Below are 26,821 nucleotides of genomic sequence, written 5' to 3' on the forward strand. Positions count from 1 at the left end.
GCTCCGAGACATGAGCGGTTTAATTAGCGCTGCTAGTTTCGGAGTGTACGGGGGATCTCAGGCGGCCGTCCAGGCGCGGAAGACACCGACGCAGCCGTGGACGGTCAGTTCGTGCCGGTCGAAGTGCAGGTCGAGCTGGGCGCGCAGGTCGTCGAGGGAGTCGGCGTCGTTGTGGAACGCGCCCCGCTTGTTCAGTGACCGCATCGCCCGGCGGGCCCTGCCCGACACCGGCACCCCGGCCGAGAGGACCGTGGTGCCGAAGACGATACCGCCGGGCTTGACCACAGCCGCGGCGTGCGCCAGGGCGATCCCCTTCTCCCGCAGGCTGCCGGGGACGCAGTGCAGCAGATAGCTCATGCCGACGGAGTCGTGGGACCGCGGCGCCACAGGCAGGGGTTCGAGTATGTTCGCGCGCACCGTGTCGACCTGGTGGCGCCGGAGCCGGTGGGCCGTGTGGGCCAGGGAGTTGCGGTTGAGGTCGACGAGCGTGATCCGCGGGTCGGGCACGGGGAACTTGGCGTGGTGGAGCAGGTAGCCGGTGCCCACGCCGATGTCCATGTGGCGGGCGCCGACAGAGCTGTCGTACAGCTTCCGGGACACCGCCGGCGGGCAGCGCCAGAGGAGGGGCGCCGTGCCCCGGTAGACCACGAGGTCGTAGAGGGTGAGGAACGGCTTCGAGTAGCCGGACTGCCCGTCGATGACCTTCTGGTCGAGGGACTGGTCGAGGGGCTTGCCGGCGTGGGCGCCGTCGGACGTCATCATGCTCCTTCAGGGGTGGTGGGCTGCTGGTTCGGTGCGGTCCGTGGGTGCCCCGCGGGGGCGGCGAGCCAGTCGGCCACCGCGCGCAGGGCGGGCTCGCTGTGCTCCCGGATGACCGAGAAGTGGGTGCCGGGAGTGTCGACGGCGGTGTGCGGCAGGTGCCAGTGTGCGCGGCGGTCCTTGGGCAGCCGGGGGTCGTCGTCGAACACGTCCCGTGAGGCCCGTACGAGCACGGTCGGCGCGCTGATCGCCGTCGGGGTCCACGCCTGGAACAGACCGGCGTAGTGCGCCATCGCGGTGAGGTACGCGTCGTCACCGGCCTCCTCGGGCCAACGCCCCTCCGGGAACTCCGCGGCGCGGGTCCGTTCGATGTGGGCGTGCAGGTGCGGGAGCATCGGGCTGGTGGGCCAGTGGCTGTCGAGGAGGACGACGGCGTCGGGGCCGGTGCCGCGCGCTTCGAGGGCGGCGGCGGTGGCGTGGGCGATCCAGCCGCCCGCCGAGTACCCGAGCAGGACGACGGGACCGCCGTCGGCGCACGCGGCGGCGCCGTCCGCGAGGAGGTCCGCCAGCGCGTCGACGGAAGCGGGCAGCGGCTCCTGCCAGGTGAAGCCGGGCACCGGCTGGACCCAGACGTCGTGCTCGCCCCCGGACGCGGCGGCGAGCCGCGCGTACTGGGACGCGCCCGCGCCGACGGCGAACGTCGGGAAGCAGACGAGGCGCGCGCCGGCGCCACGCGCGAGCCGGACGTGCGGCGGCCGCAGCCGGGCATCGGCGGTGTCGAAGGTGGGGCGGAACCCCGCGACGTGGCGCACCAGTTCCTGGAACTCCTCGGTGCGGCCCAGCGCGCCCGCGCGGGCGAGGAGCGGGCCCAGGGTGAGGCGTGCGGTGCCGGTGTCGGCGGGTGCGGTGTCGGAGCCGCCCGGGCGCGCGCCCGTGTCCGCCTGGTCGGCCCCGGCGTCGACCCCGGACCCGGCGGCCTCGCCCTCGACCCCGGACCCGGCTTCGCCATCGGCCCCGGCCTCGGGAGGTGCCGCCTCCCACCGCGCGACCAGGTGCCTGGTCAGCGCGGCGACGGTCGGGTGCTGGAAGACGAGGGCCGGGGGCAGGCGAAGCCCGGTGTCCGCGCCGATCCTGTTGCGCAGGTCCACCGCCGTCAGCGAGTCGAACCCCAGCTCGGGCAGGGGCCGTTCGTCGTCGAGGGCGTCCGGGTCGGCGAGCCGCAGGACCGCCGCGACGTGCGTGCGGACGAGGTCGGCGAGCAGGCCGGGCCGCTCGTCGCCGCCCGCCGCCGCGAGCCGTCGCCTGACCTGCCGCCCCTGGTCCGCCCGCGCCGCGCCGGGCCGCCCGGCCGCGCCGATCGCGAGTCCGGTGCCCTCGGGCCAGTACCGCTCGCGCTGGAAGGCGTACGTGGGCAGGTCCACGAGGCGCGCGCCGCAGTCGGCGAGCATCCGGCCCCAGTCCACCGGGACGCCCTTGACGTGCAGGCGGGCCAGCGCGGCGAGGAGCCCGCCCAGGTCGGTGCCGCACTCCGGACCGAGGAGCGCGGTCAGTGCGGCGTCGGGGCCCAACTGGAGGCAGGCGCCGACCCCTTGGGATCCGAGTTGGTCCACGGCGTCGGCGCTCTGGGCGACGTCCTCCTGGACGAGGCGCACCCAGTGGTCCGGGGAGGACAGCTCCTCGTACGGCACCGGGCGGCCGGTGCGGACGGCGATGACGGGGGTCACCGGCGGGCGGAAGGTCAGGTCCTTGACGGTCCGCCGGACAAGGTCCCCGGCGTCGGGCCGCGCGCTGTCCTCCGCCTCCCGCTGCGCCTCTCGTACGAGGGCGACGGCGAGCGCCGCCGCGTCGGTCAGGGACAGCACGCCCGCGCAGTGCGCCGCGGTCACCTCGCCCAGCGAGTGGCCGAGGAGGAAGGCGGGGCCGACTCCCCAGTGTGCGAGGAGCCGGAACAGCGCGACCTCGCCGGCGAACCGCGCGGCACGGGCGAGCACCGGGCCCCCGGGCGCCCTGCCGTCCGGGTCCAGGACCTCGTTCCAGGGACGGCCCACCTGCTCCGCGACGGCGGCACCGGCCTCGTCCAGCGCCGCCGCGAACACCGGCACCCGCTCGTACAACTCCCTGACAAGGAGGCCCTGTTCACCGCCCTCCCCCACAACCGGATCCGGGATCAGGCCGGTGCACACGAACGCGACCCGTTCGCGCGCCCGCGCCGAGCCACGGACCACGTCCGGCCCGCCCTCGTCCCGTGCGAGCCGCGCCAGGGCCGCCAGGAGCGCGTCCCGGTCCCGGCCGACGACCACGGCCCGGTGCTCCAGGCCCGCGCGGGTCGATGCCAGCGAGCGCGCGACGTCGGCCGGCACGAGGTCCGCGTGCTCCTCGACGTACCGGAGGAGCCGGGCGGCCTGCGCCCGCAGTGCCTCCTCGGTGCCGCCCGACAGCGGCCAGGGCAGCACGGGGAGGTCGCCGCCCGATGCCGCGCGTGCCGGGTGCCGCGCCAAGTCCCCTTCCTCCGGGGCGGGTTCCGCGCCCGCCGCCTCCTCCTCCGAAACGTGTTCCGTCGCAGCGTCCCCGTCCTGCGAGGCCCGCTCCTGCGCCGCGCCTTCGCCCTGCGGAGCCCGGTCCGCCCCCGCTCCCCCGCCTTCCGCCGCGTCCTCCTCCGGCGCCTGCTCAAGGACCACATGCGCGTTGGTGCCGCTGATCCCGAAGGACGAGACCCCGGCGCGGCGGGCCCGGCCCGTGTCAGGCCAGGGGCGGGCCTCGGTGAGGACCTCCACCGCGCCCGACGACCAGTCCACGTGCGGGGTCGGCTCGTCCACGTGCAGGGTGGGCGGAAGGACCGCCCGGTCCAGGGCGAGGACCGTCTTGATGACGCCGCCGACCCCGGCCGCGGCGGCGGTGTGGCCGACGTTGGACTTGAGGGAGCCGAGCCAGAGCGGAGCGTGCGCGGGCCGCCCCTGGCCGTAGGTGGCGAGCAGGGCCTCCGCCTCGATGGGGTCGCCGAGGGTGGTGCCCGTGCCGTGGGCCTCGACGGCGTCCACATCCCGGGCGGTGAGACCGGCCTGGGCGAGGGCCTGCCGGATCACGCGCTGCTGGGCGAGCCCGTTGGGGGCGGACAGGCCGTTGCTGGCCCCGTCCTGGTTGATGGCGGTGGCCCGGACCAGGGCGAGGACGGGGTGTCCGGCGCGCCGGGCGACCGAGAGCGGCTCGACCAGGAGGACGCCGACGCCCTCGCCCCAGCCGGTGCCGTCGGCCTCGGCGGCGAACGCCTTGCACCGCCCGTCGGCCGCGAGGGCGCCCTGGCGGCTGAACTCGACGAACGCGCCCGGCGTCGAGAGGATCGTCGCGCCGCCCACCAGGGCCGCCGTGCAGTCGCCCTGCCGCAGCGCCTGCACGGCGAGGTGCAGGGCGACCAGGGACGACGAGCAAGCCGTGTCGACGGTGACCGCGGGGCCCTCCAGGCCGAAGGTGTACGCGATGCGGCCCGAGGCGACGCTCGTCGAGGTGCCGGTCATCAGGTGGCCCGCGCCGCCGTCCGGGTCGGCGGTGATCAGGGGCAGGTAGTCCTGGCCGCTGACGCCCACGAACACGCCGGTGCGGCTGCCGCCGACCGCGTCGGGCGCGAGTCCGGCCCGCTCCAGGACCTCCCAGGCCACTTCGAGCAGGAGCCGCTGCTGCGGGTCCATCGCGAGCGCCTCGCGCGGGCTGATCCCGAACAGGAGCGGGTCGAACCGGTCGGCGTCGTGCAGGAATCCGCCCCTGCGGACGTACGTGTACCCGGGCCTGCCGGGGTTCGGGTCGTACAGGCCCGCCGTGTCCCAGCCCCGGTTGACCGGGAAGCCGGAGGTCGCGTCCCGGCCGGAGGCGACCAGGTCCCACAGCTGTTCGGGCGAGGCCACGTCGCCGGGGTAGCGGCAGCCCATGGCGACGATCGCGATCGGCTCACCGGCGACGGGGGCCGCCGACACCGGTTCTCCGCCCTGCTCCTGAGTGCCCGTCAGGAAGGTGAGCAGGTGCGCGGCCAGCCTCTCGGCCGTCGGGTGGTCGAAGACCGCCGCCGGGGAGAGGCGGACGCCGGTCGCCGTGGTGAGCCGGTTGCGCAGCTCCATGGCCGTCAGCGACACGAACCCGAGGTCGGTGAAGGCCCGGGTGACGTCGACGTCCCCCGGGGTGGCGAGGTTCAGCACGGCGGCGGCGTGCTCGCACACCGTCTCCAGGGCCAGGCGTTCCTTGCCGCTGTCCGGCAGTTCGGCGAGGCGCCGGCGGAACACGGCGGCCGCGCTGTCGTCGGCCTCGCGGACCGGTGCGGCACCGGGCAGCGCGTCCGGCCAGTAGCGACGGCGCTGGAAGGCGTGGGTCGGCAGGTCCACGAGGCGGGCCGCAGGGCCGATCAGGGCCGACCAGTCCACGCCGACGCCCTGCACGTGGGCCTCCGCGACGGAGGTGAGGAAGCGCCCGATGTGCCCTTCGTCGCGCCGCAGCGAGGTCAGGACGGTGCCCGGCGCTCCGCCGCTCGCCCGGCTTCCCGTGTCCGCGGGGCCCGCCGCGCCCGCCGTGTCCGATGCGCCTGCCGTACCCGCGGCGCTTTCGATGATCTCCTGCACGGACATCGCGAGCACCGGGTGCGGGCTCATCTCGGCATACGTACGGTGCCCGGCCGCGAGGAGTTCCCTGACGGTCGGGTCGAAGCGGACCGTCTCCCGCAGGTTGCGGTACCAGTAGGCGGCGTCGAGTCCGGACGTGTCGACCTCGGCGCCGAGGACCGTCGAGTGGAAGGGGATGTCGGCCGGGCGCGGCGTGATGTCGGCGAGCGTGGCGAGGAGTTCGTCCCGCAGCGTCTCGACCTGCGCCGAGTGCGACGCGTAGTCGACGGCGACGCGGATCGCCCGTACGCCTTCCCGCTCGGCCGCGTACAGGAGTTCGTCGAGGGCTTCGGCGTCGCCCGACACCACCACGGACGAGGGGGCGTTGGCCGCGGCGACACCGAGGCGGCTCCCCCACTCCGCGAGCCGGTCGCGCGCCCGGTCGAGCGGCAGGGCCAGGAACGCCATGCCCCCGCTGCCCGCCAGGCGTTCGGCGACGAGCCGGGACCGCCGTGCCACGATCCGGGCGCCGTCCTCCAGGGACAGGGCGCCCGCGACGCAGGCAGCGGCGATCTCGCCCTGGGAGTGGCCCACGACGGCGCCGGGCTCCACGCCGTGGGACCGCCACAGGGCGGCGAGCGAGACCATCATGGCCCAGAGCGCGGGCTGGACGACGTCCACGCGGTCGAGCGGGGCCGCGCCGTCCACGCCGCGCACGACGTCGACGAGCGAGAAGTCGACGTGGGGCGCCACGGCGTCGGCGCACGCGCACAGCCGCTCGCGGAAGACCGCGGAGTCGCGGTACAGGTCCGCCGCCATGCCCTCCCACTGGGCGCCCTGGCCGGGGAAGACGAACACCGGCTTCCCCGGGTCGCGCGCGACGCCCGCCACGACGCCGGGCGCGCCCCTGCCCTCGGCCACGGCGGTGAGGCCCGCGAGGTAGGTGTCCCGGTCGTCGGCGAGCACGACGGCACGGTGGTCGAAGTGGGTGCGCGAGGTCAGCAGGGAGTGGCCGATGTCGGCCGGGGCCAACTCGGGCCTGGCCCGCACGTGGTCCCGCAGCCGGGCCGCCTGGTCGCGCAGGCCGCGGCTGCTGCGCGCGGTGATCAGCCAGGGCAGCGGGGCGGGGGCCGCGGGGGTGGGGTGGTCGTCGAGGCCGGGTACGGGGGTGCCCTCGGCGTCGGCCGTCGAGATGCCGGACACCGAGGCGTCGGCAGCCGAGACGGCCGCTGCGGCGGTGCCCTCCACCGGCGCCGGATGGGGCGCGGGCGCGGGGAACGTGTCGTCGTCCGACTGCTCCAGGATCACATGGGCGTTGGTGCCGCTGATCCCGAAGGACGACACTCCGGCCCGTCGCGGCCCGTCGCTCCGGGGCCAGTCGCGGGCCTCGGTGAGCAGTCGCACCGCGCCCGACGACCAGTCGACGTGCGGGGTCGGCTCGTCCACGTGCAGGGTGGGCGGCAGGACGCCCCGGCGCAGCGCCATGACCGTCTTGATGACACCGCCGACGCCCGCCGCCGCCTGGGTGTGCCCGATGTTCGACTTGAGGGAGCCCAGCCACAACGGCCGGTAGGCGGCGCGCTCTTGACCGTACGTGGCGAGCAGCGCCTGTGCCTCGATGGGATCCCCGAGCGACGTGCCCGTCCCGTGCGCCTCCACCACGTCGACCAGATCCGCCGAGAGCCGGGCCGACGCCAGCGCCTGCCGGATCACTCGCTGCTGCGACGGGCCGTTGGGCGCCGTCAGACCGTTCGAGGCACCGTCCTGGTTCACGGCCGAGCCCCGCACGACAGCCAGCACCGGATGACCGTTGCGCCGCGCGTCCGACAACCGCTCGAGCAGCACGAGACCCACACCCTCGCCCCACCCCGTACCGTCCGCCGACGCGGCGAACGCCTTGCACCTGCCGTCGGCCGCCAGACCCCGCTGACGGCTGAACTCCACGAACATCCCCGGGGTCGTCATGACCGAAGCACCGCCCGCGAGGGCCAGGGCGCACTCGCCCTGCCGCAGGGACTGCGCGGCCAGGTGGAGTGCCGTGAGGGACGCCGAGCAGGCGGTGTCGACGGTGATCGCCGGGCCCTCCAGGCCGAAGGTGTAGGCGAGCCGGCCCGAGAGGACGCTGGCGAGGAAGCCCGTCGAGTAGCCCTCGAAGGTCTCCCGGGCGCTCTGCAGGAGGAGCGCGTACTCCTGGCTGCTGGTGCCGACGAAGACGCCGGTGCGGCTGCCGCGCATCCGGGTCGGGGCGAGGCCCGCGCGCTCGAAGGTCTCCCAGGCCACCTCCAGGAGGAGGCGCTGCTGCGGGTCGAGGGTCAGCGCCTCGCGCGGGCTGACGCCGAACAGGCCCGCGTCGAACGACGCCACGTCGGCGAGGAAACCGCCCTCGCGCGCGTAGGTCTTCCCGAGCCGGTCCGGGTCGGGGTCGTAGAGGTGATCGACGTCCCAGCCGCGGTCCTCGGGAAAGGGCGCGACGGCGTCCCTGCCGGAGGCGACCAGGTCCCACAGGTCCTCCGGGGAGCGGACGTCCCCGGGGAAGCGGCAGCCCATGGCGACGACCGCGACCGGCTCCGCGGCGGCGTCCTGAAGCTCCCGCAGCCGCCCGCGGGTCTCGTGCAGGTCGGCGGTGACCCGCTTGAGGTAGTACCGAATCCGGTCGTCCGTCGCCATGTGCCATCCACCTCGTCGCGATGTCGCCGTGGTCCGCTCGCGCGCGGGCCGCGGCGCGGGGTCAGGAGATGCCCAGCTCCTTGCTGATGAAGTCGATGACTTCGTCGTCGGTCGCCAGGTCGAGTTCGTCCGCGACGGTCGTCCCGTCGTCCTGTGCTTCCGCGCCCGCGCCGGGCGCGGGCGGTCGCTCGCCGCACCGCTGGGCGAGCGCGCGCAGCCGGTCCGCCACACGGTCCCGCTCGCCGTCGTCGAGCGGCGCCGTCGCGAGGTGTGTCGCGAGGGCGTCGAGGCGGGCGAGGACGGAGTCGACGGGCGAGCCGAGGCCGGAGACGAGCGCGGCCTCGACGTGCTCGCTCAGCGCTGCGGGCGTCGGGCGGTCGAACACGAGCGTGGTGGGCAGGGTCAGGCCGGTCTCCGCGCCCAGGCGGTTGCGCAGCTCGACGGCGGTGAGCGAGTCGAAGCCGAGTTCCTGGAAGGGCCGGTGCGGGTCCACGTTCCCGGTGGTCGTGTGGCCGAGGACCAGGGCGACCTGGCCGCGTACGAGTTCGAGGACGGCCGCGGCGCGGTCCTCGGCGCCGAGGGAGCCGAGGCGTTCGCGCAGCGCGTGCGCGGCGCCCGGTGCGGCCGTCGCCGCGGGGGCGTTCACCAGTCCGCGCAGCAGCGCGGGCAGGGTGCCGTTCGTGGCGGCGGTGCGCAGTTCGCCGGGGTCGAGCCGGGTCGGCACCCACACCGGCAGGCCGGTGGCGAGCGCCTCGTCGAACAGGGCGAGGCCGTCCTCGACGGAGAGGCCCGCCGCCGGTCCCGGTCGCGGCAGGTCCGCCGCCATCCCTCCCGGTCCGGCCCAGCGGCCCCAGGCCAGGGACGTCGCGGGCAGGCCGGTGGCGTGGCGGTGTCCGGCGAGGGCGTCGAGGAAGGCGTTGGCCGCCGCGTAGTTGGACTGCCCTGTGGTACCGACGGTGCCCGCGGCGGAGGAGTAGACGACGAACGCGGCCAGGTCCTGATCCCGCGTCAGTTCGTGCAGGTGCCAGGCGCCGTCGGCCTTGGGCCGGAACACGGTGTCGACGCGCTCCGGCGTCATCGTCTCCAGGAGGCCGTCGTCGAGCACGCCCGCCGCGTGCACCACGGCCGTCAGCGGGTGGGCGGCGGGCACCGACGCGAGGAGGTCCGCCACGGCGGCCCGGTCGGCCACGTCGCACGCCACGGCCCGCACGGTCCGCGCGCCCGCCGCGGTCAGCTCGGCCACCAGCTCCGCCATGCCCTCCGCGTCCGGCCCCCGGCGTCCGGCGAGCACGAGGTGCGCCACGCCTCGGGTGCGCACCAGGTGCCGGGCGACCTCCGCGCCGAGCGCCCCGGACGCGCCGGTGACCAGCGCCGTGCCGTCGGGGTGCCACGCGGGCGGCATGGTGAGGACGACCTTGCCCACGTGCCGGGCCTGGGCGAGGAAGCGGAAGGCGGCGGGCGCCCTGCGCACGTCCCACGCCGTCACCGGCACCGGCCGCAGCCGTCCGCGCCCGAACAGCTCGACGATGTCCGCCAGCATCTCGCCGACGCGCTCGACACCGGCGTCCATCAGGTCGAACGCGCGGTAGGCGACGCCGTCGTGCCGTGCGGCGACGTCGGCGGCGTCGCGGATGTCGGTCTTGCCCATCTCGACGAACCGGCCGCCGGGCCGCAGCAGCCGCAGCGAGGCGTCGGCGAAGTCCCCGGTCAGCGAGTTCAGTACGACGTCCAGGCACCGGGCGCCGCCCGCGGCGGTGAACCGTGCCTCGAAGTCGGTGGTGCGCGACGAGGCGAGGTGCGCGTCGTCGACGCCGAGGGCGCGCACCGCGTCCCACTTGGCGGGGGCGGCCGTCGCGTACACCTCGGCCCCCAGGTGCCGGGCGAGCTGGACGGCGGCCATCCCGACGCCGCCCGCCGCCGCGTGCACGAGCACCTTGTCCCCCGGCCGCACGCCGGCCAGGTCCACCAGGCCCTCGTACGCGGTGAGGAACGTGACCGGGACGGACGCGGCCCGCGGGTACGACCAGCCCTCGGGGATCCGTGCGAGCAGCCGGTGGTCGACGACGGCGACCGGGCCGAGGCATCCGGCGGCGAGGCCGAACACCCGGTCGCCGGGGGCGAGTCCGGCCACGTCGGGGCCCACCTCGGTGACGACGCCCGCGATCTCGCCGCCCAGCGCCCGCTGGTCGGGCACCATGCCGAGGGCCATGACGACGTCCCGGAAGTTGAGCCCCGCGGCGCGCACGTCGACCCGGACCTCGCCGGGCGCGAGCGGCGCCGCCGCCTCCGGGCTCGGGGCGAGGGTCAGGTCGTCGACGGTGCCGCCACCGGTCAGGTCGACGCGCCATTCCCGTACGCCCGTCGGCGGGACGAGCGTGCCGTGCGGTACGCCGCGGGCCAGGCGCGGGACGAGCGTCTGCCCTCGCCTGAGCGCGAGTTGGGGCTCGTCCGCGCGCGCCGCCCCGGTCAGGGCTGCCGTGGACGCGGGCTCACCGTCCGAGTCGACGAGGACGAACCGGTCCGGGTGTTCGGCCTGCGCGGAGCGCACCAGGCCCCAGATCGCGGCGGCGGCGACGTCGGCCACGCGCTCGTCGGCGGACACGGACAGGGCACCCCGGGTCAGGACGACGAGCCGGGAGGTGCCGAGGCGCGGGTCCTTGAGCCAGGCCCGGAGGGTGTCGAGGACGGCCAGGGCCAGGGAGCGGGCGACGTCTGCCGGGCTGCTCAGGTCGGCGCCGGGCGCTTCGGCGCGTTCGGCGTCGGCCGCGTCGGCCGCGTCAGCCGCGTCAGCCGCGTCGGCCGCGTCGGCCGCGTCGGCGTCGGTGACGTCGCCTTCGGTGCCTCCGAATCCTGCGGCTCCGGTCTCACCCGCCGCGCCGCCGCGGCACGGCAGGATCACCGACTCCGGTGCAGGCTCCCCGGATTCGAGTGCCGCGACGAGCGCGCCGAGGTCGGCGTGTGCGGTGGCCGCGAGCCGGTCCGCGAGGTCCGGGTCCCCGAGGACGGCGTGGCGCGCGGCCGGGGCCGAAGGGCCGGGTGCCGTCCCGTCCTCGGCGGACCGCTCCGCCCATGCGACGTGGAAGAGGGTGTCGCGGGTCCGGCCTGACCGGAGCTGGTGGACGGAGACGGGGCGGGTGACGAGCGACCCGGCCGACGCGACCGGTGCCCCGCGCTCGTCCCACAGGGCGAGGGACACCGCGTCCGTCCCGGCCGGTGCGAGCCGCACCCGCAGGGTCGGTGTGCCCGTGCCGTGGAAGGACACGTCGTGCCACGCGAACGGCACCCGCACCTGCCCGGTCGCCCCTTCGCCCTCCCCCGTGAGGAGTGCGGCGTGCAGTGCGGCATCGAGCAGCGCCGGATGGAGGCCGTAGCCGTCGGTGCGGGAGCGTGCGGCGCCGGGCAGGGTGACCTCGGCGAACACCTCGTCGCCGAGCCGCCAGGCCCGCGCGAGCCCGCGGAACGCGGGGCCGTACGCGAAACCGGCAGTGGCCAGGCGCGTATAGAACCCGTCGAGCGGCACCGGTTCGGCGCCGGGTGGCGGCCAGGCCTCGCCGGGACGGGCGGGCGCGGCGGCCGCCTCGGGCGCGAGCGTGCCCCGGGCGTGGCACACCCACGCCCCCTCCGGCTCCGTCAGGTCGTCCTCGGCGCGCGAGAACACGCCCACCGCGCGGCGGCCCTCCTCCCCCGCCGGGCCCACCCGCACCTGGAGGCGCACGGCGCCCCGTTCGGGCAGGATCAGCGGTGCCTCCTGCGTCAGCTCCACCAGGCGGCGGCACCCGGCCTCGGCGCCCGCGCGGACCGCGAGCTCGACGACGGCGGTGCCGGGCACGAGGGCGGTGCCGAGCATGACGTGGTCGGCGAGCCACGCCTCGGCCCGCCGGGACAGGGTCCCGGTGAGCACGGTCTCCTGGGAGTCGGCGAGGTCCAAGGAGGCGCCGAGCAGGGGGTGTTCGAGCCCGCGGAGCCCGGCGGCGGTGACGTCGGCGGCGGCGCCCGCCGTGCCCGCCACGCTCCAGGGGTAGCGGCGGCGCTGGAAGGGGTACGTGGGCAGGTCCACCCGGCGGGCCCCGGTGCCGGCGAAGAACGGGGTCCAGTCGACGCGGGCCCCGTGGGCGAACGCCTCGGACACCGCCGTGCGCGCCGTTTCGGCCTCCGGCCGTCCCGCGCGCGCCGGGGCGATCAACACCGTTCCGGTGCCCGGGGGTTGCTCGGCCAGGCAGTCCTGGGCCATCGCCGTGAGCGTCCCGGAAGGACCGACCTCCACGAACGTCCGCGCGCCCGCCGCGACGAGTCGGCGCACCCCGTCGTGGAAGCGGACGGTCGCCCGGGCGTGCCGCACCCAGTACTCCGGCGAGCACAGCTCGGCCGCGGTGGCGATGTCGCCGGTGACGTCCGAGACGATCGGTACGCGCGGCGCGTGGAAGGTGAGTTTGCCCGCGACCTGGCCGAACTCGTCGAGCATCGCGTCCGTGTGCGGGGAGTGGAAGGCGTGGCTGACCCGCAGGCGGCGCGTCTTGCGGCCCCTCTCCCGCCAGCGTCCGGCGAGTTCGAGCACGGCGCTCTCGGTGCCGGACACGACGACCGACGCGGGTCCGTTGACGGCGGCGAGGGCCAGCTCGTCGGCGTGGGCGGTCACGTCCGGCAGGATCTCCGCCTCGGTCGCCCGCACCGCGACCATCGCGCCGCTGCCGGGCACCTCCTGCATGAGGCGGCCCCGCGCGGCCACGAGCGCGCACGCGTCCGGCAGGGACAGGACGCCCGCGACGTGCGCGGCCGCCAGCTCGCCGACGGAGTGGCCGAGCAGCAGGCCGGGGGCGAGCCCCCAGTGCGTCAGGAGCCGGTACAGCGCCACTTCGTACGCGAAGAGGCCCGGCTGGGTGTACGCGGTCTGCTCGAGGAGCGCGGCCGTCGGCGTCCCCTCGGGTGCGTGCAGGACGTCCCGCAGGAGCGTGTCGAGGTGCGGGTCCAGATGGTCCGCGACGGCGTCGAGGGCTTCGGCGAACACCGGGAAGGCGGCGGCCAGTTCACGCCCCATGCCCGGGCGCTGGCTGCCCTGCCCGGCGAAGAGGAACGCCTGCGCGCCGTCCGTGGCCGCGCCCCGCACGAGGCCGGGCGCGGGGCGGTCGTCGGCCAGCGCCGCGAGCCCGGCCAGCGCCGCGTCCCGGTCGGCGGCCCACACCACGGCCCGCCGGTCGAGGGCGGCCCGGGAGGTGGCGAGGGACCAGCCGACGTCGGCCGGGCGGGTGTCGGGCCGGGAGCGGAGGTGGGCGGTGAGCTGCTCGGCCTGGTCGCGCAGGGCCCGCTCTCCGCGTGCCGAGACGACGAGGGGCACGGGCGGCTGCGGGGCGGGGGCCGGTGCCGGGGCGGTGTCGTCCTGTCGGGGGGCCTGTTCCAGGATCACGTGGGCGTTGGTGCCGCTGATGCCGAAGGAGGACACGCCCGCGCGGCGGGGTCGGCCGGTCTCCGGCCAGTCCCGGCGCTCGGTGAGGAGTCGCACCGCGCCCGACGACCAGTCGACGTGCGGCGTGGGCGCGTCGACGTGCAGGGTCTGCGGGAGTACGCCGTGCCGCATCGCCATGACCATTTTGATCAGCCCGGCGATGCCCGCCGCGCCCTGGGTGTGCCCGATGTTGGACTTGATGGAGCCGAGCCACAACGGCCGGTCGGGGGCGCGCTCTTGGCCGTACGTGGCGAGCAGCGCCTGTGCCTCGATGGGATCGCCCAGGGACGTGCCCGTGCCGTGCGCCTCCACCGCGTCGACGAGATCCGCCGAGAGCCGGGCCGACGCCAGCGCCTGCCGGATGACGCGCTGCTGCGACGGGCCGTTGGGTGCCGTCAGGCCGTTCGAGGCGCCGTCCTGGTTCACGGCCGAGCCCCGTACGACAGCCAGCACCGGATGACCGTTGCGCCGCGCATCGGACAGCCGCTCGAGCAGGACGAGACCCACGCCCTCGCCCCACCCCGTACCGTCCGCCGACGCGGCGAACGCCTTGCACCTGCCGTCGGCCGCCAAGCCCCGCTGACGGCTGAACTCCACGAAGATCCCGGGCGTCGCCATCACGGCGGCGCCACCGGCCAGAGCCAGGGTGCACTCGCGCTGCCGCAGCGCCTGCACGGCGAGGTGCACCGCCGCGAGGGACGCCGAGCACGCGGTGTCGACGGTGATCGCCGGGCCCTCCAGGCCGAAGGTGTAGGCGAGCCGGCCCGAGAGGACGCTGGCGGCGCCGCCGGTGAGCTGGTGTCCTTCGGTGCCGTCGCCGGTTCCGGTGCCGCCGCCGCTGGTCATGAGGACCGAGCCGACGAAGGCGCCGACGGGCTCGCCCTTCAGGGCGCCGGGGTCGACTCCGGCGCGCTCGAACGTCTCCCACGCGGTCTCCAGGAGCAGCCGCTGCTGGGGGTCCATCGCGGCGGCCTCGCGCGGGCTGATGCCGAACAGGTCCGCGTCGAACTCCGCCGCGTCGTCGAGGAAGGCCCCTTCGACGGCGTAGGTCGTGCCGGGCCTGTCGGGGTCCGGGTCGAAGAGCGCCTCGGTGTCCCAGCCGCGGTCGGCGGGGAAGGCCGCGACCGCGTCGGTGCCGGCGGCCACGAGGTCCCACAGGTCCTCGGCGGAGCGGACGCCTCCGGGGAAGCGGCAGCCCGTCGCCACGATCGCCACCGGCTCGTGGGCGGCGGCCGTCAGCTCGCGGGTGCGGGCACGCAGCGACTCGACCTCCTTGAGGGAGGCCCGCAGCGCCTCGATGAGCCTCTCGTCACCTGCCGGCATCGTGCTCCTCCGTCTCGGCGTGCGCGGCGGGCCCGGCGGGGTCCGGGCCGGTGCCGTGGCCGTTGCCGCTGTCGTCGTGGCCGTCGTACGCGCTGGTGTTCAGTGCCAGGGCCAGCAGGCCTTCCGCGTCCATCCGGTCGATCGAGCCGTACGCCGGTCCGGCCCCGTCGCCGTCACCTTCGCCCTCGCCGTCCGGTGGGGGCGCGATGCCCGTCGGGCGGCCCGCGAGGTCGAGGAGGGCGTCGAGGAGGCCCGCGTCGCGCAGGCGGGGCAGCGGGATGGCGGCGAGGGCCTCGCGGACCTGGCGCTCGGTGTCGCGCCGGGTGTCGGAGTCCGGGTCGGCGGGGGCGAGTTCCGCGGCGAGGTGCTCGGCGAGTGCCGTGGGTGTGGGGTGGTCGAACACCAGCGTCGGCGGCAGCCGCAGGCCGGTCGCCGCGGTGAGCCGGTTGCGCAGTTCGACGGCGGTCAGCGAGTCGAAGCCGAGGTCCTTGAAGGCCCGGTCACGCCCCACCGCGTCCGCGCTCGGGTAGCCGAGGACGGCGGCGGTCTCGGCGTGGACCACGTCGAGCAGTTGCCGGTCCCGCTCGGCCGGGGGCAGGGCGGCCAGGCGCCGCCGCAGCGCCGTCGCGCCCGTGTTCCCGGAGGCGCCGCGCCGCGCCGGGGCGCGCACCAGGCCGCGCAGCACCGGCGGAAGGGCCTCGTGGCGCGCGCGGAGCGCGGCAAGGTCGAGCCGCATGGGCAGGAGGAGGGGTTCGTCCAGGGCACGGGCGGCGTCGAACAGGGCGAGGCCGTCCGCAGTCGTCAGGCCCTGGACGCCGGAGCGGGCCATGCGGGCCTGGTCGACCCCGGCCGTCAGCTCGCTGCTCTCGGCCCACAGCCCCCAGCCGAGCGCCAGGGCGGGCAGTCCCGCGCGGCGTCGGCGGCGCACCAGCGCGTCCACGCACGCGTTGGCGGCGGCGTAGTTGGCCTGGCCCGCGCTGCCCAGGGTGCCGGCGGCCGAGGAGAACACCACGAACGCGGCCAGGGGCGCCGTCCGGGTCAGCTCGTCCAGGTGGAGCGCCCCGTCCGCCTTGGGCCGGAACACGCGGTCGATCCGTTCCGGGGTCAGCGCCGGGAGCACGCCGTCGTCGAGGACACCGGCCGCGTGCACGACGGCCGTGAGGGGGTGCGCGGCGGGCACCGACGTCAGGAGCGCGGCCACCGCGTCGCGGTCGCCCACGTCGCAGGCCGCCCAGGTCACCTCCGCGCCGTGCGCGGCCAGTTCGGCGGTGAGCGCCGGGGCCTCGGCGGTGTCGCCGCCGCGCCGGCCCACCAGGAGCAGACGGCGGGCGCCGTGCGTGACGACCAGGTGCCGGGCGAGGGCACGCCCGAGGGTTCCGGCGGCTCCGGTCAGCAGGACGGTGCCGTCGGGGTCCCAGGCGGTGGGGGTGGCCGGGGCGGTGGCCGTGGCGGTAGCGGTGGGCGGGGGCGTGGTGGGGTCCGGGGACGGGGTCGTGTTCTGAGCCGCGGTGGGGTCCGGGGCTGCGGTCGCGCCCCGAGCCGCAGTGGTGTCCAGGGCCGCAGTGGTGTCCAGGGCCGCGGTGGCGCCCGGGGCCAGTGGCGCGCGTTCCAGGCGGGGCAGGAGCATCCGGCCCGCGCGGACGGCGAGTTGGGGCTCGTCCATGGCTGCGGCGGTGGCGAGGGCCGTGTCGAGCGCGGCTGTGGACTCCGGGTGGCCGTCGAGGTCGGCCAGGACGAACCGGCCCGGGTGCTCCGCCTGGGCCGAGCGCACCAGGCCCCACACCGCCGCGGCGGCGGGGTCCTCCTCGGTCGCGTCGTCCGGGGTGGCGACGGCGCCGCGCGTGACGAGGACGAGCCGCGCCGCGCTCCCCGTGTCGTCGGCGAGCCAGTCCCGCAGCAGGTCGAGGGCACGGCAGGTCAACTTCCGTGCGCGCGCAGCCTCGTGCGGGGTGCGGTACGGGTCGGGCGCGCCGTCTTGCGGGCCGGGCGGGGTGTCGTCCGGACCGGGCGAGCCACCGGCCGCGCCGGACGAGCCGCCCCCTGAAGCGTGCGAAGCGTTCTCCGTACCGGGCAAGGCGCCTGGCACGACGGACAGGCCGCTACCCGGACCGCGTGAAGCGTCTTCCAGTCCCGACGAGCCACGCGGCACGCGGAACGCACCGTCATCCGCACCGTGCGAAGCGTCTTCCAGACCCGACGCGCCACCCGGCACGCGGAACGCACCGCCACCCGCACCGTGCGAAGCGTCTTCCAGACCCGACGCGCCACCCGGCACGCGGAACGCACCGCCACCCGCACCGTGCGCAGGCTGCCTGCCGCGCTGGACGCGCGGTCGTAGGAGCCGTGCGAGCCGTCCTGCGGGAGGCACGAGCCGCCCTCCAGCCCCGTGCCGAGCGGCACCAGTACGACATCGGGCGCCGCCGCACCGGACTCGATCGCCGCGCGGTACGCGGGCAGGTCCGCGAAGTGCCCGCCGTCCGGGGCCAGTCCCAGGTCCTCGCCCCCGAGCACGGCCCACGTGCTCGGCGTGCTCGGTGCGGGCGGCGCCGATCCGGCGGGCGCCGCCGTCCACGTGAGCCGGAAGATCGCGTCGTGCCGCCCACCGGACGCACGCAGTTGCTCGGGCGAGACGGGGCGGGCGACGAGGGAGCGTACGGTCACCGCGGGCGTGCCGTCGGCGTCCGCCACGACCACCGACACGCCCTCGGCCGTGCCCGGGGACACCCGAACGCGCACCTCCGGGCCGCACGGGGCGTGCAGGGAGACGTCGTTCCAGGCGAACGGCATGGCCGCGCCACCGGTGCCGGCCGGGCCGCCGTCCCGGGTGCGGAGCAGGCACGCGTGCAGCGCCGCGTCGAGGAGCGCGGGATGGGCGTGGTACCGGGCCGCCTCGGCGTGGCCCTCGTCCGGCAGCGCGGCCTCGCCGAGGATGTCGTCGCCGAGGCGCCACGCGGTGTGCAGGCCGTGGAAGGCGGGGCCGTAGGAGAGGCCGGTCTCCTCCAGGCGTGCGTAGAAGTCGGACAGGTCGACGGCGACGGCTCCCGGGGGCGGCCAGGCGCCGTCGAGGGCGGCAGGTGCCGCGGTGTCCGCCGCGGTGAGCACGCCGCGGGCGTGGCAGGACCAGGAGTCCGGCGCGGCTGTGTCGTCGTGGCCGTCGGGGCGCGCGTACACACTGATCGTCCGCGTGCCCTCCTCGTCGGGCGGCGCCACCCGCACCTGGATCCGGGCCGCGCCGCCGTCGGCGAGGACCAGGGGCCGTTCCTGGACCAGCTCGCGGACGTGCGGGCAGCCGGTCCCCGCGCCCGCGAGGGCCGCCAGTTCCACGAAGGCGGTGCCGGGGACGACGACGGTGTCGCCGACGGCATGGTCGGCGAGCCACGGGTGTGTGTCCAGGGACCAGCGCGCGGTGAGCAGGGCCTCGGCGGATTCGGCGAGGTCGACGCGGGCGCCGAGGAGCGGGTGGTCGGGGCGGCCGAGGCCCGCGGCGGTCACGTCACCGGCCCCGGCGGGGGCGTCGAGCCAGAACCTGCGCCGCTGGAAGGGGTACGTCGGCAGGTCGACGACGCGCGGCGTGCGGCCGGTCCAGGCCGCGGACCAGTCGACGGCGACCCCGTGGGCGTACGCCTCGGCGACCGAGGTCAGGAAGCGTTCCGGTCCGCCCTGGTCGCGCCGGAGCGACGCCACGGCCACGCCGGGCCCGCCGGGCCGCTCCGCCAGGACCTCCCGCAGGCCCATCGTGAGCATGGGGTGCGGGCTGGACTCGACGAAGGCGCCGAAGCCCTGGGCGAGCAGTTCCCGTACGGCGGGCTCGAACCGGACGGACTCCCGCAGATTGCGGTACCAGTAGTCGCCGTCGAGGCCCGCGGTGTCCAGGAAGGTGCCCGTCAGCGTCGACATGAAGGCGACGCGGCCGGGGCGGGGCCGGATCCCCGCGAGGTCCTCGGCGATCCGTTCGCGTACCGCTTCGACGTGGGGCGAGTGGGAGGCGTAGTCGACCGGGACGCGGCGCGCCCAGAGCCCGGTGCGCTCGCAGTGGGCGAGGAGGTCGTCGAGCACCGCCGTGCCGCCCGACACCACCACCGACGCGGGCCCGTTGACGGCCGCGAGGGAGAGCCGCCCGTCCCATGCGGCCACGAGGTCCTCGGCCTCGGTGGCGCCCAGGGCCAGGGAGACCATGCCGCCGCGTCCCGCGATCGCCGTCAGGGCGCGGCTGCGCAGCGCGACGACGCGCGCGCCGTCGTCGAGGGAAAGACCTCCGGCCACGCAGGCCGCCGCGATCTCGCCCTGCGAGTGCCCCACCACGGCGGCGGGTTGAACGCCGTACGACCGCCACAGCTCCGCGAGCGACACCATGACCGCCCACAGCGCGGGCTGGACCACGTCGACCCGCTCGGGGTCGACCCCGGCGGCCCGGCCCCGGACGACGTCCGCCACGGACCAGTCGGTGTGCGGGGCCAGCGCGTCGGCGCACTGGGTCAGACGGGCCCGGAAGACGGGCGCGGCGTCCCACAGTCCGGCCGCCATGCCCTGCCATTGGGCGCCCTGTCCGGGGAACACGAAGACGGTCCTGCCGGGCTCCGCGGCCACCGCCTCGACGGCGGCGGGCGTCTCCCGGGCCTCCGCGACGGCGGCGAGGGCGGGCAGGAGCGCGTCCCGGTCGCCGCCGAGGACCACGGCGCGGTGCTCCAGGGCGGCGCGGGTGGTCTGGAGCGAGTGGGCCACGTCGACGGGGTCGAGCGCCGGGTCGGCGAGGAGCCGCTCGCGGAGGGCGGACGCCTGGGCGCGGAGGGCGGGGTCGCTGCGGGCGGAGAGGGTCAACGGCACGGGGGTGAGGTCTTCTTGGGGGTCGGCCTGTGCGGGGGGCGTCGAGCCGTCGGGGGCGGTCGCCGCGGGCGGATCCGCCGGCTCGGCGGCGGGCGCCTCGGCTGCGCGGTCCGTCGGGGGCCGCTCGGCCGCCGGGCCCGTGGCCGACCGCTCAACCGCCCGGTCGACGTGGGACCGCGCATCCGCGCGGTCGGCGGCGGGCCGCCCGGCTGTCCGGTCCGTCGGGGGCCGCTCGGCCGCTGGGCCGGTGGCGGACCGCTCAACCGCCGAGCCGGTCGCGGACCGCTCAACCGCACGGTCGGCGGCGGGCCGCCCTGTTGCCCCGCCACGCCCGGCCCCCGTGCCCCCCGCGCCCGCCTCCGCGGGCGCCTGCTCAAGGACCACGTGCGCGTTGGTGCCGCTGATCCCGAACGACGAGACGCCGGCCCGCCGGGGCCGCCCCGCGTCCGGCCAGGGGCGGGACTCGGTGAGGAGTTCCACGGCGCCGGAGGCCCAGTCGACGTGCGGTGAGGGCGCGTCCACGTGCAGGGTGCGGGGCAGGACGGCGTGGCGCAGCGCCATGACCATCTTGATGACGCCCGCGACACCCGCCGCCGCCTGGGTGTGCCCGAGGTTGGACTTGACGGAGCCGAGCCACAACGGCCGCTCCGGCGGGCGCTGTTGTCCGTAGGTGGCGAGGATCGCCTGGGCCTCGATGGGGTCGCCGAGGGTGGTGCCGGTGCCGTGGGCCTCGACGGCGTCCACGTCGGACGGCGCGATCCCGGCGCCCGCGAGGGCCTGGGTGATGACGCGTTCCTGGGCGGGGCCGTTGGGGGCGGTCAGACCGTTGCTCGCGCCGTCCTGGTTGACGGCGGAGCCGCGCACGACGGCGAGCACACGGTGGCCGTTGCGGCGCGCGTCCGAGAGCCGCTCGACGAGGAGGACCCCGGCGCCCTCGCCCCACACCGTGCCGTCGGCCGCCGCGGCGAACGGCTTGCAGCGGGCGTCGGCGGCGAGCGCGCCCTGCCTGGCGAACTCGGTGAAGGCGTTCGGCGAGCACATCACGGTGACGCCGCCCGCGAGCGCGAGGTCGCAGTCACCGGCGCGCAGCGCCTGCGCGGCCAGGTGCAGGGCCACCAGCGACGACGAGCAGGCCGTGTCGACGGTGACGGCGGGTCCCTCGAACCCGAAGGTGTACGCGATGCGGCCGGTGGCGACGCTGCCGGAGCCGCCCGTGCCGAGGTACCCGGCGATGTCGTCCGTGATGGTCCCGAGCCGGGTCGTGTAGTCGTGGTACATCAGCCCGGCGAACACCCCGGCCCGGCTGCCGCGCAGGGCCGTCGGGTCGAGGCCCGCGCGTTCCAGCGCCTCCCAGGAGACTTCGAGGAGGAGCCGCTGCTGCGGGTCCATCGCCACCGCCTCGCGCGGGCTGATGCCGAAGAACTCGGGGTCGAACTGCGCGGCGTCCCGCAGGAATCCGCCCTCGGCCGCGAACGCGCCGGGGTCCGGGGACCAGCCGCGGTCGGCGGGGAACGCGGAGACGGCGTCGGCGCCCCGGTCCACCAGGCGCCACAGGTCCTCGGGCGAGGCGACGCCGCCCGGGAACCGGCAGGCCATGCCGACGACGGCGATCGGCTCGTCGGCCCGGACCCGGGCGCGTACCGCGGGGCGCTCGCGCCGGTCCTGGCCGGTGAGCCGCCCGTGGACGTGCGCGGCGAGTTCCTGCGGCGTCGGGTGGTCGAAGACGAGCGTGGCGGGCAGCCGGAGTCCGGTCGCCCGGGTCAGCCGGTTGCGCAGCTCGACGGCGGTGAGCGAGTCGAAGCCCAACTCCTTGAAGGCGCGCCCTGGTTCGACGGCGGTCGGGCCGGTGTGGCCGAGCACGACGGCGGCCTGGGCCCGCACCACGTCGAGGACCCGTGTCGCACGGTCCTGCGAGGCGAGGTCGGCTAGTTCGCGCGCGAGGGCGGAGTCGCCGTCGGCGCTCGCCGCGGCACGGCGCGCGGGTGGCCGCACCAGGGCGCGCAGCAGTGCGGGTACGCCCGCGGTGGCGGCCCCGGCCCGGACGGCGGCCAGGTCCAGGCGGGCCGGGACGACGACGGGCAGGTCGGCGGCGAGGCCCGCGTCGAGCAGGGCGGTGCCCTCGGCGGCGGACAGGCCGGTCACCCCGGCGCGGCGCAGCCGGTCGCGGTCGGCGTCCGACATGCCGCCGGTCATGGCGCTGGTCTCGGCCCACAGCCCCCAGGCCAGGGAGAGCGCGGGCAGTCCCTGCGCGCGGCGGACCCGGGCGAAGGCGTCGAGGAAGGCGTTGGCCGCCGCGTAGCCGCCCTGGCCCGCGGTGCCGAACGTGCCCGCCGCCGAGGAGAACACGACGAACGCGGAGAGGTCCGCGTCCCGGGTCAGCTCGTGCAGGGTGACCACCGCGTCGACCTTCGGCCGGAACACCGTGTCGATCCGATCCGCCGTGAGCGACGCCACGACACCGTCGTCCAGCACACCGCCCGCGTGCACCACCCCGCTCAGGGCGTGCTCCCCCGGCACCTCGGCGAGGACCTTCGCCAGGGCCTCGCGGTCCGCCGCGTCGCAGGCCGCCCAGCGCGCCGACGCCCCCAAGTCCGCCAGGTCCTGCGCGAGTTCGGCGGCTCCGGGCGCGTCCGCGCCACGACGGCTCACCAGCAGCAGGTGGCGTACGCCGTGCGCCTCGACCAGATGGCGGGCCGCGACGCCGCCGAGGACACCAGACGCGCCGGTCACCAGGACCGTTCCGCCGGGCCGGAAGGCGACGGCCGGGCCCCTGTCGGGAACCCGCACGCGCTGGAGCCTCGGTACGAACACCTCCCCGCCGCGCAGCGCCACCTCCGGCTCGTCCCCGCCCACGACGGCGGACAGCGCGTCGGCCGACAACTCCTGGCCGTCCCAGTCGACCAGGACGAGCCGGTCCGGGTGCTCCGCCCGCGCCGAGCGCAGCAGGCCCCACACGGCGGCGAGCACCGGGTCGGCCGTCTCGTCGTCGCGTACCGCGACAGCGCCACGGGTCAGCACCACGAGGCGGGCGGACGAGGCGCGGTCGTCGGCGAGCCACCGCCGCACCGACTCCAGCGCACCGACGACGGCGTCCCGGGTGGCCCGGGGCAGGTCGCACGTGTCGTCGGGCGCGGGTGCCGGGAGTGCCGCGAGCACCGCGTCCGGTAGGTCCTGCGCGGCGGCGGGCGCGGCGAGTTCGTGCTTCCGCAGCACCTGTGCGCCGGTCGCTTCGAGGACCGGGGCGAGCGCCTCGGCGCCGTCGAGGACCGCCCAGGTGCGCGGCGGTCCTGACGTGGCGGCCGGGGCGGGCACCCAGTCGACGGCGAAGAGGGAGTCCGCCGGGTCCGGGGCGGCCGGGCGCAGCCGGTCGGGCGTCACCGGGCGCAGGGCCAGGGACTCCACGGACACGACGGGCGCGCCGGTCGCGTCGGCGGCCTCAAGCGCGACGGCGTCGGGGCCGACCGGTGTGATCCGGACGCGCAGCCGGGTCGCGCCGACCGCGTGGATCCGTACGCCGGACCAGGAGAACGGAAGGCGGGGCCCGTGGCCCGCGTCCGCCTGGCCCGCGCCACCACCCGCGCCACCGCCGTCGCCCGCCGCGCGCGTCCCGCCGTCGAAGGCGGCCGCCGCGTGCAGCGCGGCGTCCAGGAGCGCCGGGTGGATCGCGAACCCGTCCGCGTCGCCGTCCCCCGGGAGCACGACCTCGGCGAAGATCTCGTCGTCCTGGCGCCAGGCGGCCCGCAGTCCCCGGAAACCGGGGCCGTACCGCAGGGAGAGACCGGCCAGGTCCTCGTACACGTCCTCCACCGGCAGGGGTTCGGCGTCGGGCGGCGGCCAGGCCGTCAGCGGGTCGCCGCCGTGCCGGGCGGTGCCGCCGAGCGTGCCGTCGGCCTGCCGGGTCCAGGGCCCGTCGGGCGCGTCCTCGGGGCGTGCGTGGAGGGTGAGGGGGCGGTCGCCGGCCGCGTCGGCGGGGCCGACGACGGCCCGCAACTGGACGCCGCCGCGCGCGGGCAGGACCAGGGGCGCCTGAAGGGTCAGCTCGGCCACGCCGTCGCAGCCGACCTGCTCGGCGGCCTGGACGGCCAGTTCGAGGAAGGCCGTGCCGGGCAGCAGGACCATGTCGTCGACCGCGTGCTCGCCGAGCCAGGGGTGCGTGTCGCGGGAGAGCCGTCCGGTGAGGAGGGCGCCGCCGGATTCGGGCAGGTCGGTTGCGGCGCCCCACCACGGGTGGTCGAGCGGGCTCAGGCCGACCGCGCCGATGTCGCCGGCGGCCGGTTCCGGGTCGAGCCAGTAGCGCTGCCGGTCGAAGGCGTACGTGGGCAGCGACACGCGTCGCGCGTCCGTCCCGGCGAAGACCCGCTCCCAGTCCGGGGATCCGCCGCCCGCGTACACCTCGCCCAGGGAGCGCAGGAAGCGGTCGAGGCCGCCGTCGTCGCGGTGCAGCGTGCCGGTCACGAGGGCGTCGCGGCCCAGTCCGCCGAGCGTCGACGTGAGGCCGAGGGCGAGCACCGGGTGGGGGCTGCACTCGACGAACGTGCCGTGTCCGGCCGCGGCGAGCCGCTCCACGGCGTCCGAGAGGCGGACGGTGCGGCGCAGGTTGCGGTACCAGTACTCGGCGGTCAGTTCGGTGCCCGGCACGACCGCGCCGGTGACCGTCGAGTACAGGGGCAGCGTGCCCGCGCGCGGGCGGATCGGCGCGAGTACGTCGAGCAGGTCGGCGCGCAGGAGTTCCACCTGCGGGGAGTGCGAGGCGTAGTCGACGGCGACGCGCCGGGCGCGGACGCCGTCCCGCTCGCAGGCGGCCACCAGTGCGTCGAGCGCCTTCGGGTCGCCGGACAGCACGACGGACGACGGGCCGTTCACGGCGGCGAGCGCCAGCCGGTCGCCGAACTCGGCGAGCCGCGCCCGGACGTCGGCCACCGGGGCCGTCACGGACACCATGCCGCCCGCCCCGGCGAGGCGTTCGGCGACGAGCCGTGACCGCAGGGCCACGACCCGGGCCCCGTCGTCCAGGGACAGCGCCCCCGCCACGCAGGCCGCGGCGATCTCGCCCTGCGAGTGCCCCACGACGGCGGCGGGTTCGACCCCGTACGACCGCCACAGCTCGGCCAGCGACACAAGGACCGCCCACAGGACGGGCTGGACGACGTCGACGCGGTCCTCGGCGCCGTCGTCGGCGTGGCCGCGCACCATGTCGTGCAGCGACCAGTCGACGTACGGGTCGAGGGCGGCCGCGCACTCCTCCATCCGCTCGCGGAACACGGCGGACGTGTCCCAGAGCTCCCGGGCCATGCCGGTCCACTGGGAGCCCTGGCCGGGGAACACGAAGACCGTCCGGCCCGGGTCCCGCGCCACCCCCTCGACGAGGTCCGCGCAGGGCTCGCCCCCAGCCAACGCCGCGACCGCGCGCAGCAGTTCGCCGCGTTGGCGGCCGACAGCGACGGCCCGGTGCGCGAGCGGCGCGCGTGTGGTCGCCAGGGAGTACGCGACGTCACCCACGCGGTGGCCGGGGTGCTCCGTGAGGTGGTCCTGGAGCCGGGCCGCCTGCGCGCGGAGGGCGTCGGGGGTTCCTGCGGAGAGCACCCAGGGGACGGGGGCGGCGGACGGGCCCGCCGGGTCCGGCGCGACCACCGGGGCCGCTTGGGCCGCTTGGGCCGCTTGGGCCGCTTGGGCCGCTTGGGCCGCTTGGGCCACGGTGCCGTCCAGGCCCTCCTCCCCCGCCGCGACAGCGTCCCCCGCCTCCACGATGACGTGCGCGTTCGTCCCGCTGATGCCGAACGACGACACCCCCGCCCGTCGGGGGCGGCCGCCGGTGGCCGGCCAGGGGCGGGGCTCGGTGAGGAGGCGTACGGTGTCCGACGACCAGTCGACGTGCGGGGTCGGGGTGTCGACGTGCAGGGTCGGCGGCAGCAGGCCCGCGCGCAGCGCGAGGACGGTCTTCATGACGCCCGCGATCCCGGCGGCGGCCTGGGTGTGGCCGATGTTCGACTTCAACGACCCGAGCCACAGGGGGCGTTCGGCGTCGCGGCCCTGTCCGTACGTGGCGAGGATCGCCTGTGCCTCGATGGGGTCGCCGAGGCGGGTGCCCGTGCCGTGCGCCTCGACCGCGTCGACGTCGGCGGCCGTGAGTCCGGCGTCGGCGAGGGCGGCGCGGATGACGCGTTGCTGGGAGGGGCCGTTGGGCGCGGTCATGCCGTTCGACGCGCCGTCCTGGTTGACGGCGCTGCCGCTGACGACGGCGAGCACGGGATGGCCGAGCCGCCGCGCGTCCGAGAGGCGCTCCAGGAGGACCACGCCGACGCCCTCGGCGAGCCCCGTGCCGTCGGCCTGTCCGGCGAACGCCTTGCACCGGCCGTCGGGCGAGAGCACGCGCTGCCTGCTGAACTCCAGGAGGGTCGCCGGGCTCGACATCAGGGTGACCCCGCCGGCCAGAGCGAGGTCGCACTCCCCGTTCCGCAGCGCCCGGACGGCGAGGTGCAGGGCCACCAGGGACGAGGAGCAGGCCGTGTCGAGGGTGACCGCGGGGCCTTCGAGGCCGAAGGTGTAGGCCACGCGGCCGGAGGCGACGCTCGCCGCGCGGCCGGTCTCCAGCTGTCCCTCGTACTCCGTGTGCGTACCGGGCGTCCGCGCCGTGTAGTCCTGCCCCATCATCCCGGTGAAGACGCCGGTGCGGCTGCCGCGCACCGCGGCGGGGGCGAGGCCCGCCCGCTCGAACGTCTCCCAGGAGACTTCCAGGAGCAGCCGCTGCTGCGGGTCCGTCACCAGGCTCTCGCGCGGGCTGATCTCGAACAGGGCCGCGTCGAACGAGGCGATGTCGGCGAGGAATCCGCCTTCGCGCGCGTAGCAGGACCCCACCCGGTCGGGGTCCGGGTGGTAGAGCCCCTCGACGTCCCAGCCCCGGTCGGCGGGCAGCGCGCCGACCCCGTCGCGGCCCTCGGCGACCAGGCGCCACAGGTCCTCGGGCGACGTGACGCCGCCGGGGAAGCGGCAGGCCATCGACACCAGCGCGACGGGTTCACGGGCCGCCGCCTCGGCGAGCCGCAGGCGCTCGCGGGTCCTGCCCAGTTCGGCGGAGAGACGCTTGAGGTAGTCCAGCGTCCTGTCGTCGTCGGGCGCGGAGTCGGTGCCGTGGGTGGTGCCGGTGCCGTGGGTCATGTCGAACGTGCTGCCCTTCCCGCGAAGAGGGGGGACCTGGCGGGCTCGCCTGGGTCGGCCGCCGGCGCCGGGC

At 76.7% G+C, this 26,821-nt stretch carries 5 protein-coding genes; all 5 read right to left on the minus strand.

The window, feature by feature from the left end:
• Positions 1-57 precede the first annotated feature (57 nt).
• The gene (locus OO63_RS25965; RefSeq protein WP_234311067.1) at positions 58-762 is read right to left on the minus strand and encodes a class I SAM-dependent methyltransferase; all 705 of its coding nucleotides are present in this window, start codon (positions 760-762) and stop codon (positions 58-60) included.
• A complete protein-coding gene (locus OO63_RS45575; protein WP_051811196.1) occupies positions 759-8,006 on the minus strand; it encodes a type I polyketide synthase in 7,248 nt (2,415 codons plus the stop codon). The genes OO63_RS25965 and OO63_RS45575 overlap by 4 nt, the downstream gene beginning before the upstream one ends.
• 61 nt (positions 8,007-8,067) lie before the next feature.
• Positions 8,068-14,745, minus strand: a complete 6,678-nt coding sequence (locus tag OO63_RS46960) for a type I polyketide synthase (protein WP_397622257.1) — start codon at positions 14,743-14,745, stop codon at positions 8,068-8,070.
• Positions 14,746-14,755: 10 nt separating this feature from the next.
• The gene (locus OO63_RS43855; RefSeq protein WP_346009338.1) at positions 14,756-16,690 is read right to left on the minus strand and encodes a type I polyketide synthase; all 1,935 of its coding nucleotides are present in this window, start codon (positions 16,688-16,690) and stop codon (positions 14,756-14,758) included.
• Positions 16,687-26,748 carry a type I polyketide synthase gene (locus OO63_RS42455; protein ID WP_051811198.1) on the minus strand — a complete coding sequence of 3,354 codons (10,062 nt, stop codon included), beginning with the start codon at positions 26,746-26,748 and terminating at the stop codon, positions 16,687-16,689. The genes OO63_RS43855 and OO63_RS42455 overlap by 4 nt, the downstream gene beginning before the upstream one ends.
• Positions 26,749-26,821 lie beyond the last annotated feature (73 nt).

This window comes from Streptomyces alboflavus, assembly GCF_000716675.1.
Classification (GTDB): Bacteria; Actinomycetota; Actinomycetes; order Streptomycetales; family Streptomycetaceae; genus Streptomyces; species Streptomyces alboflavus.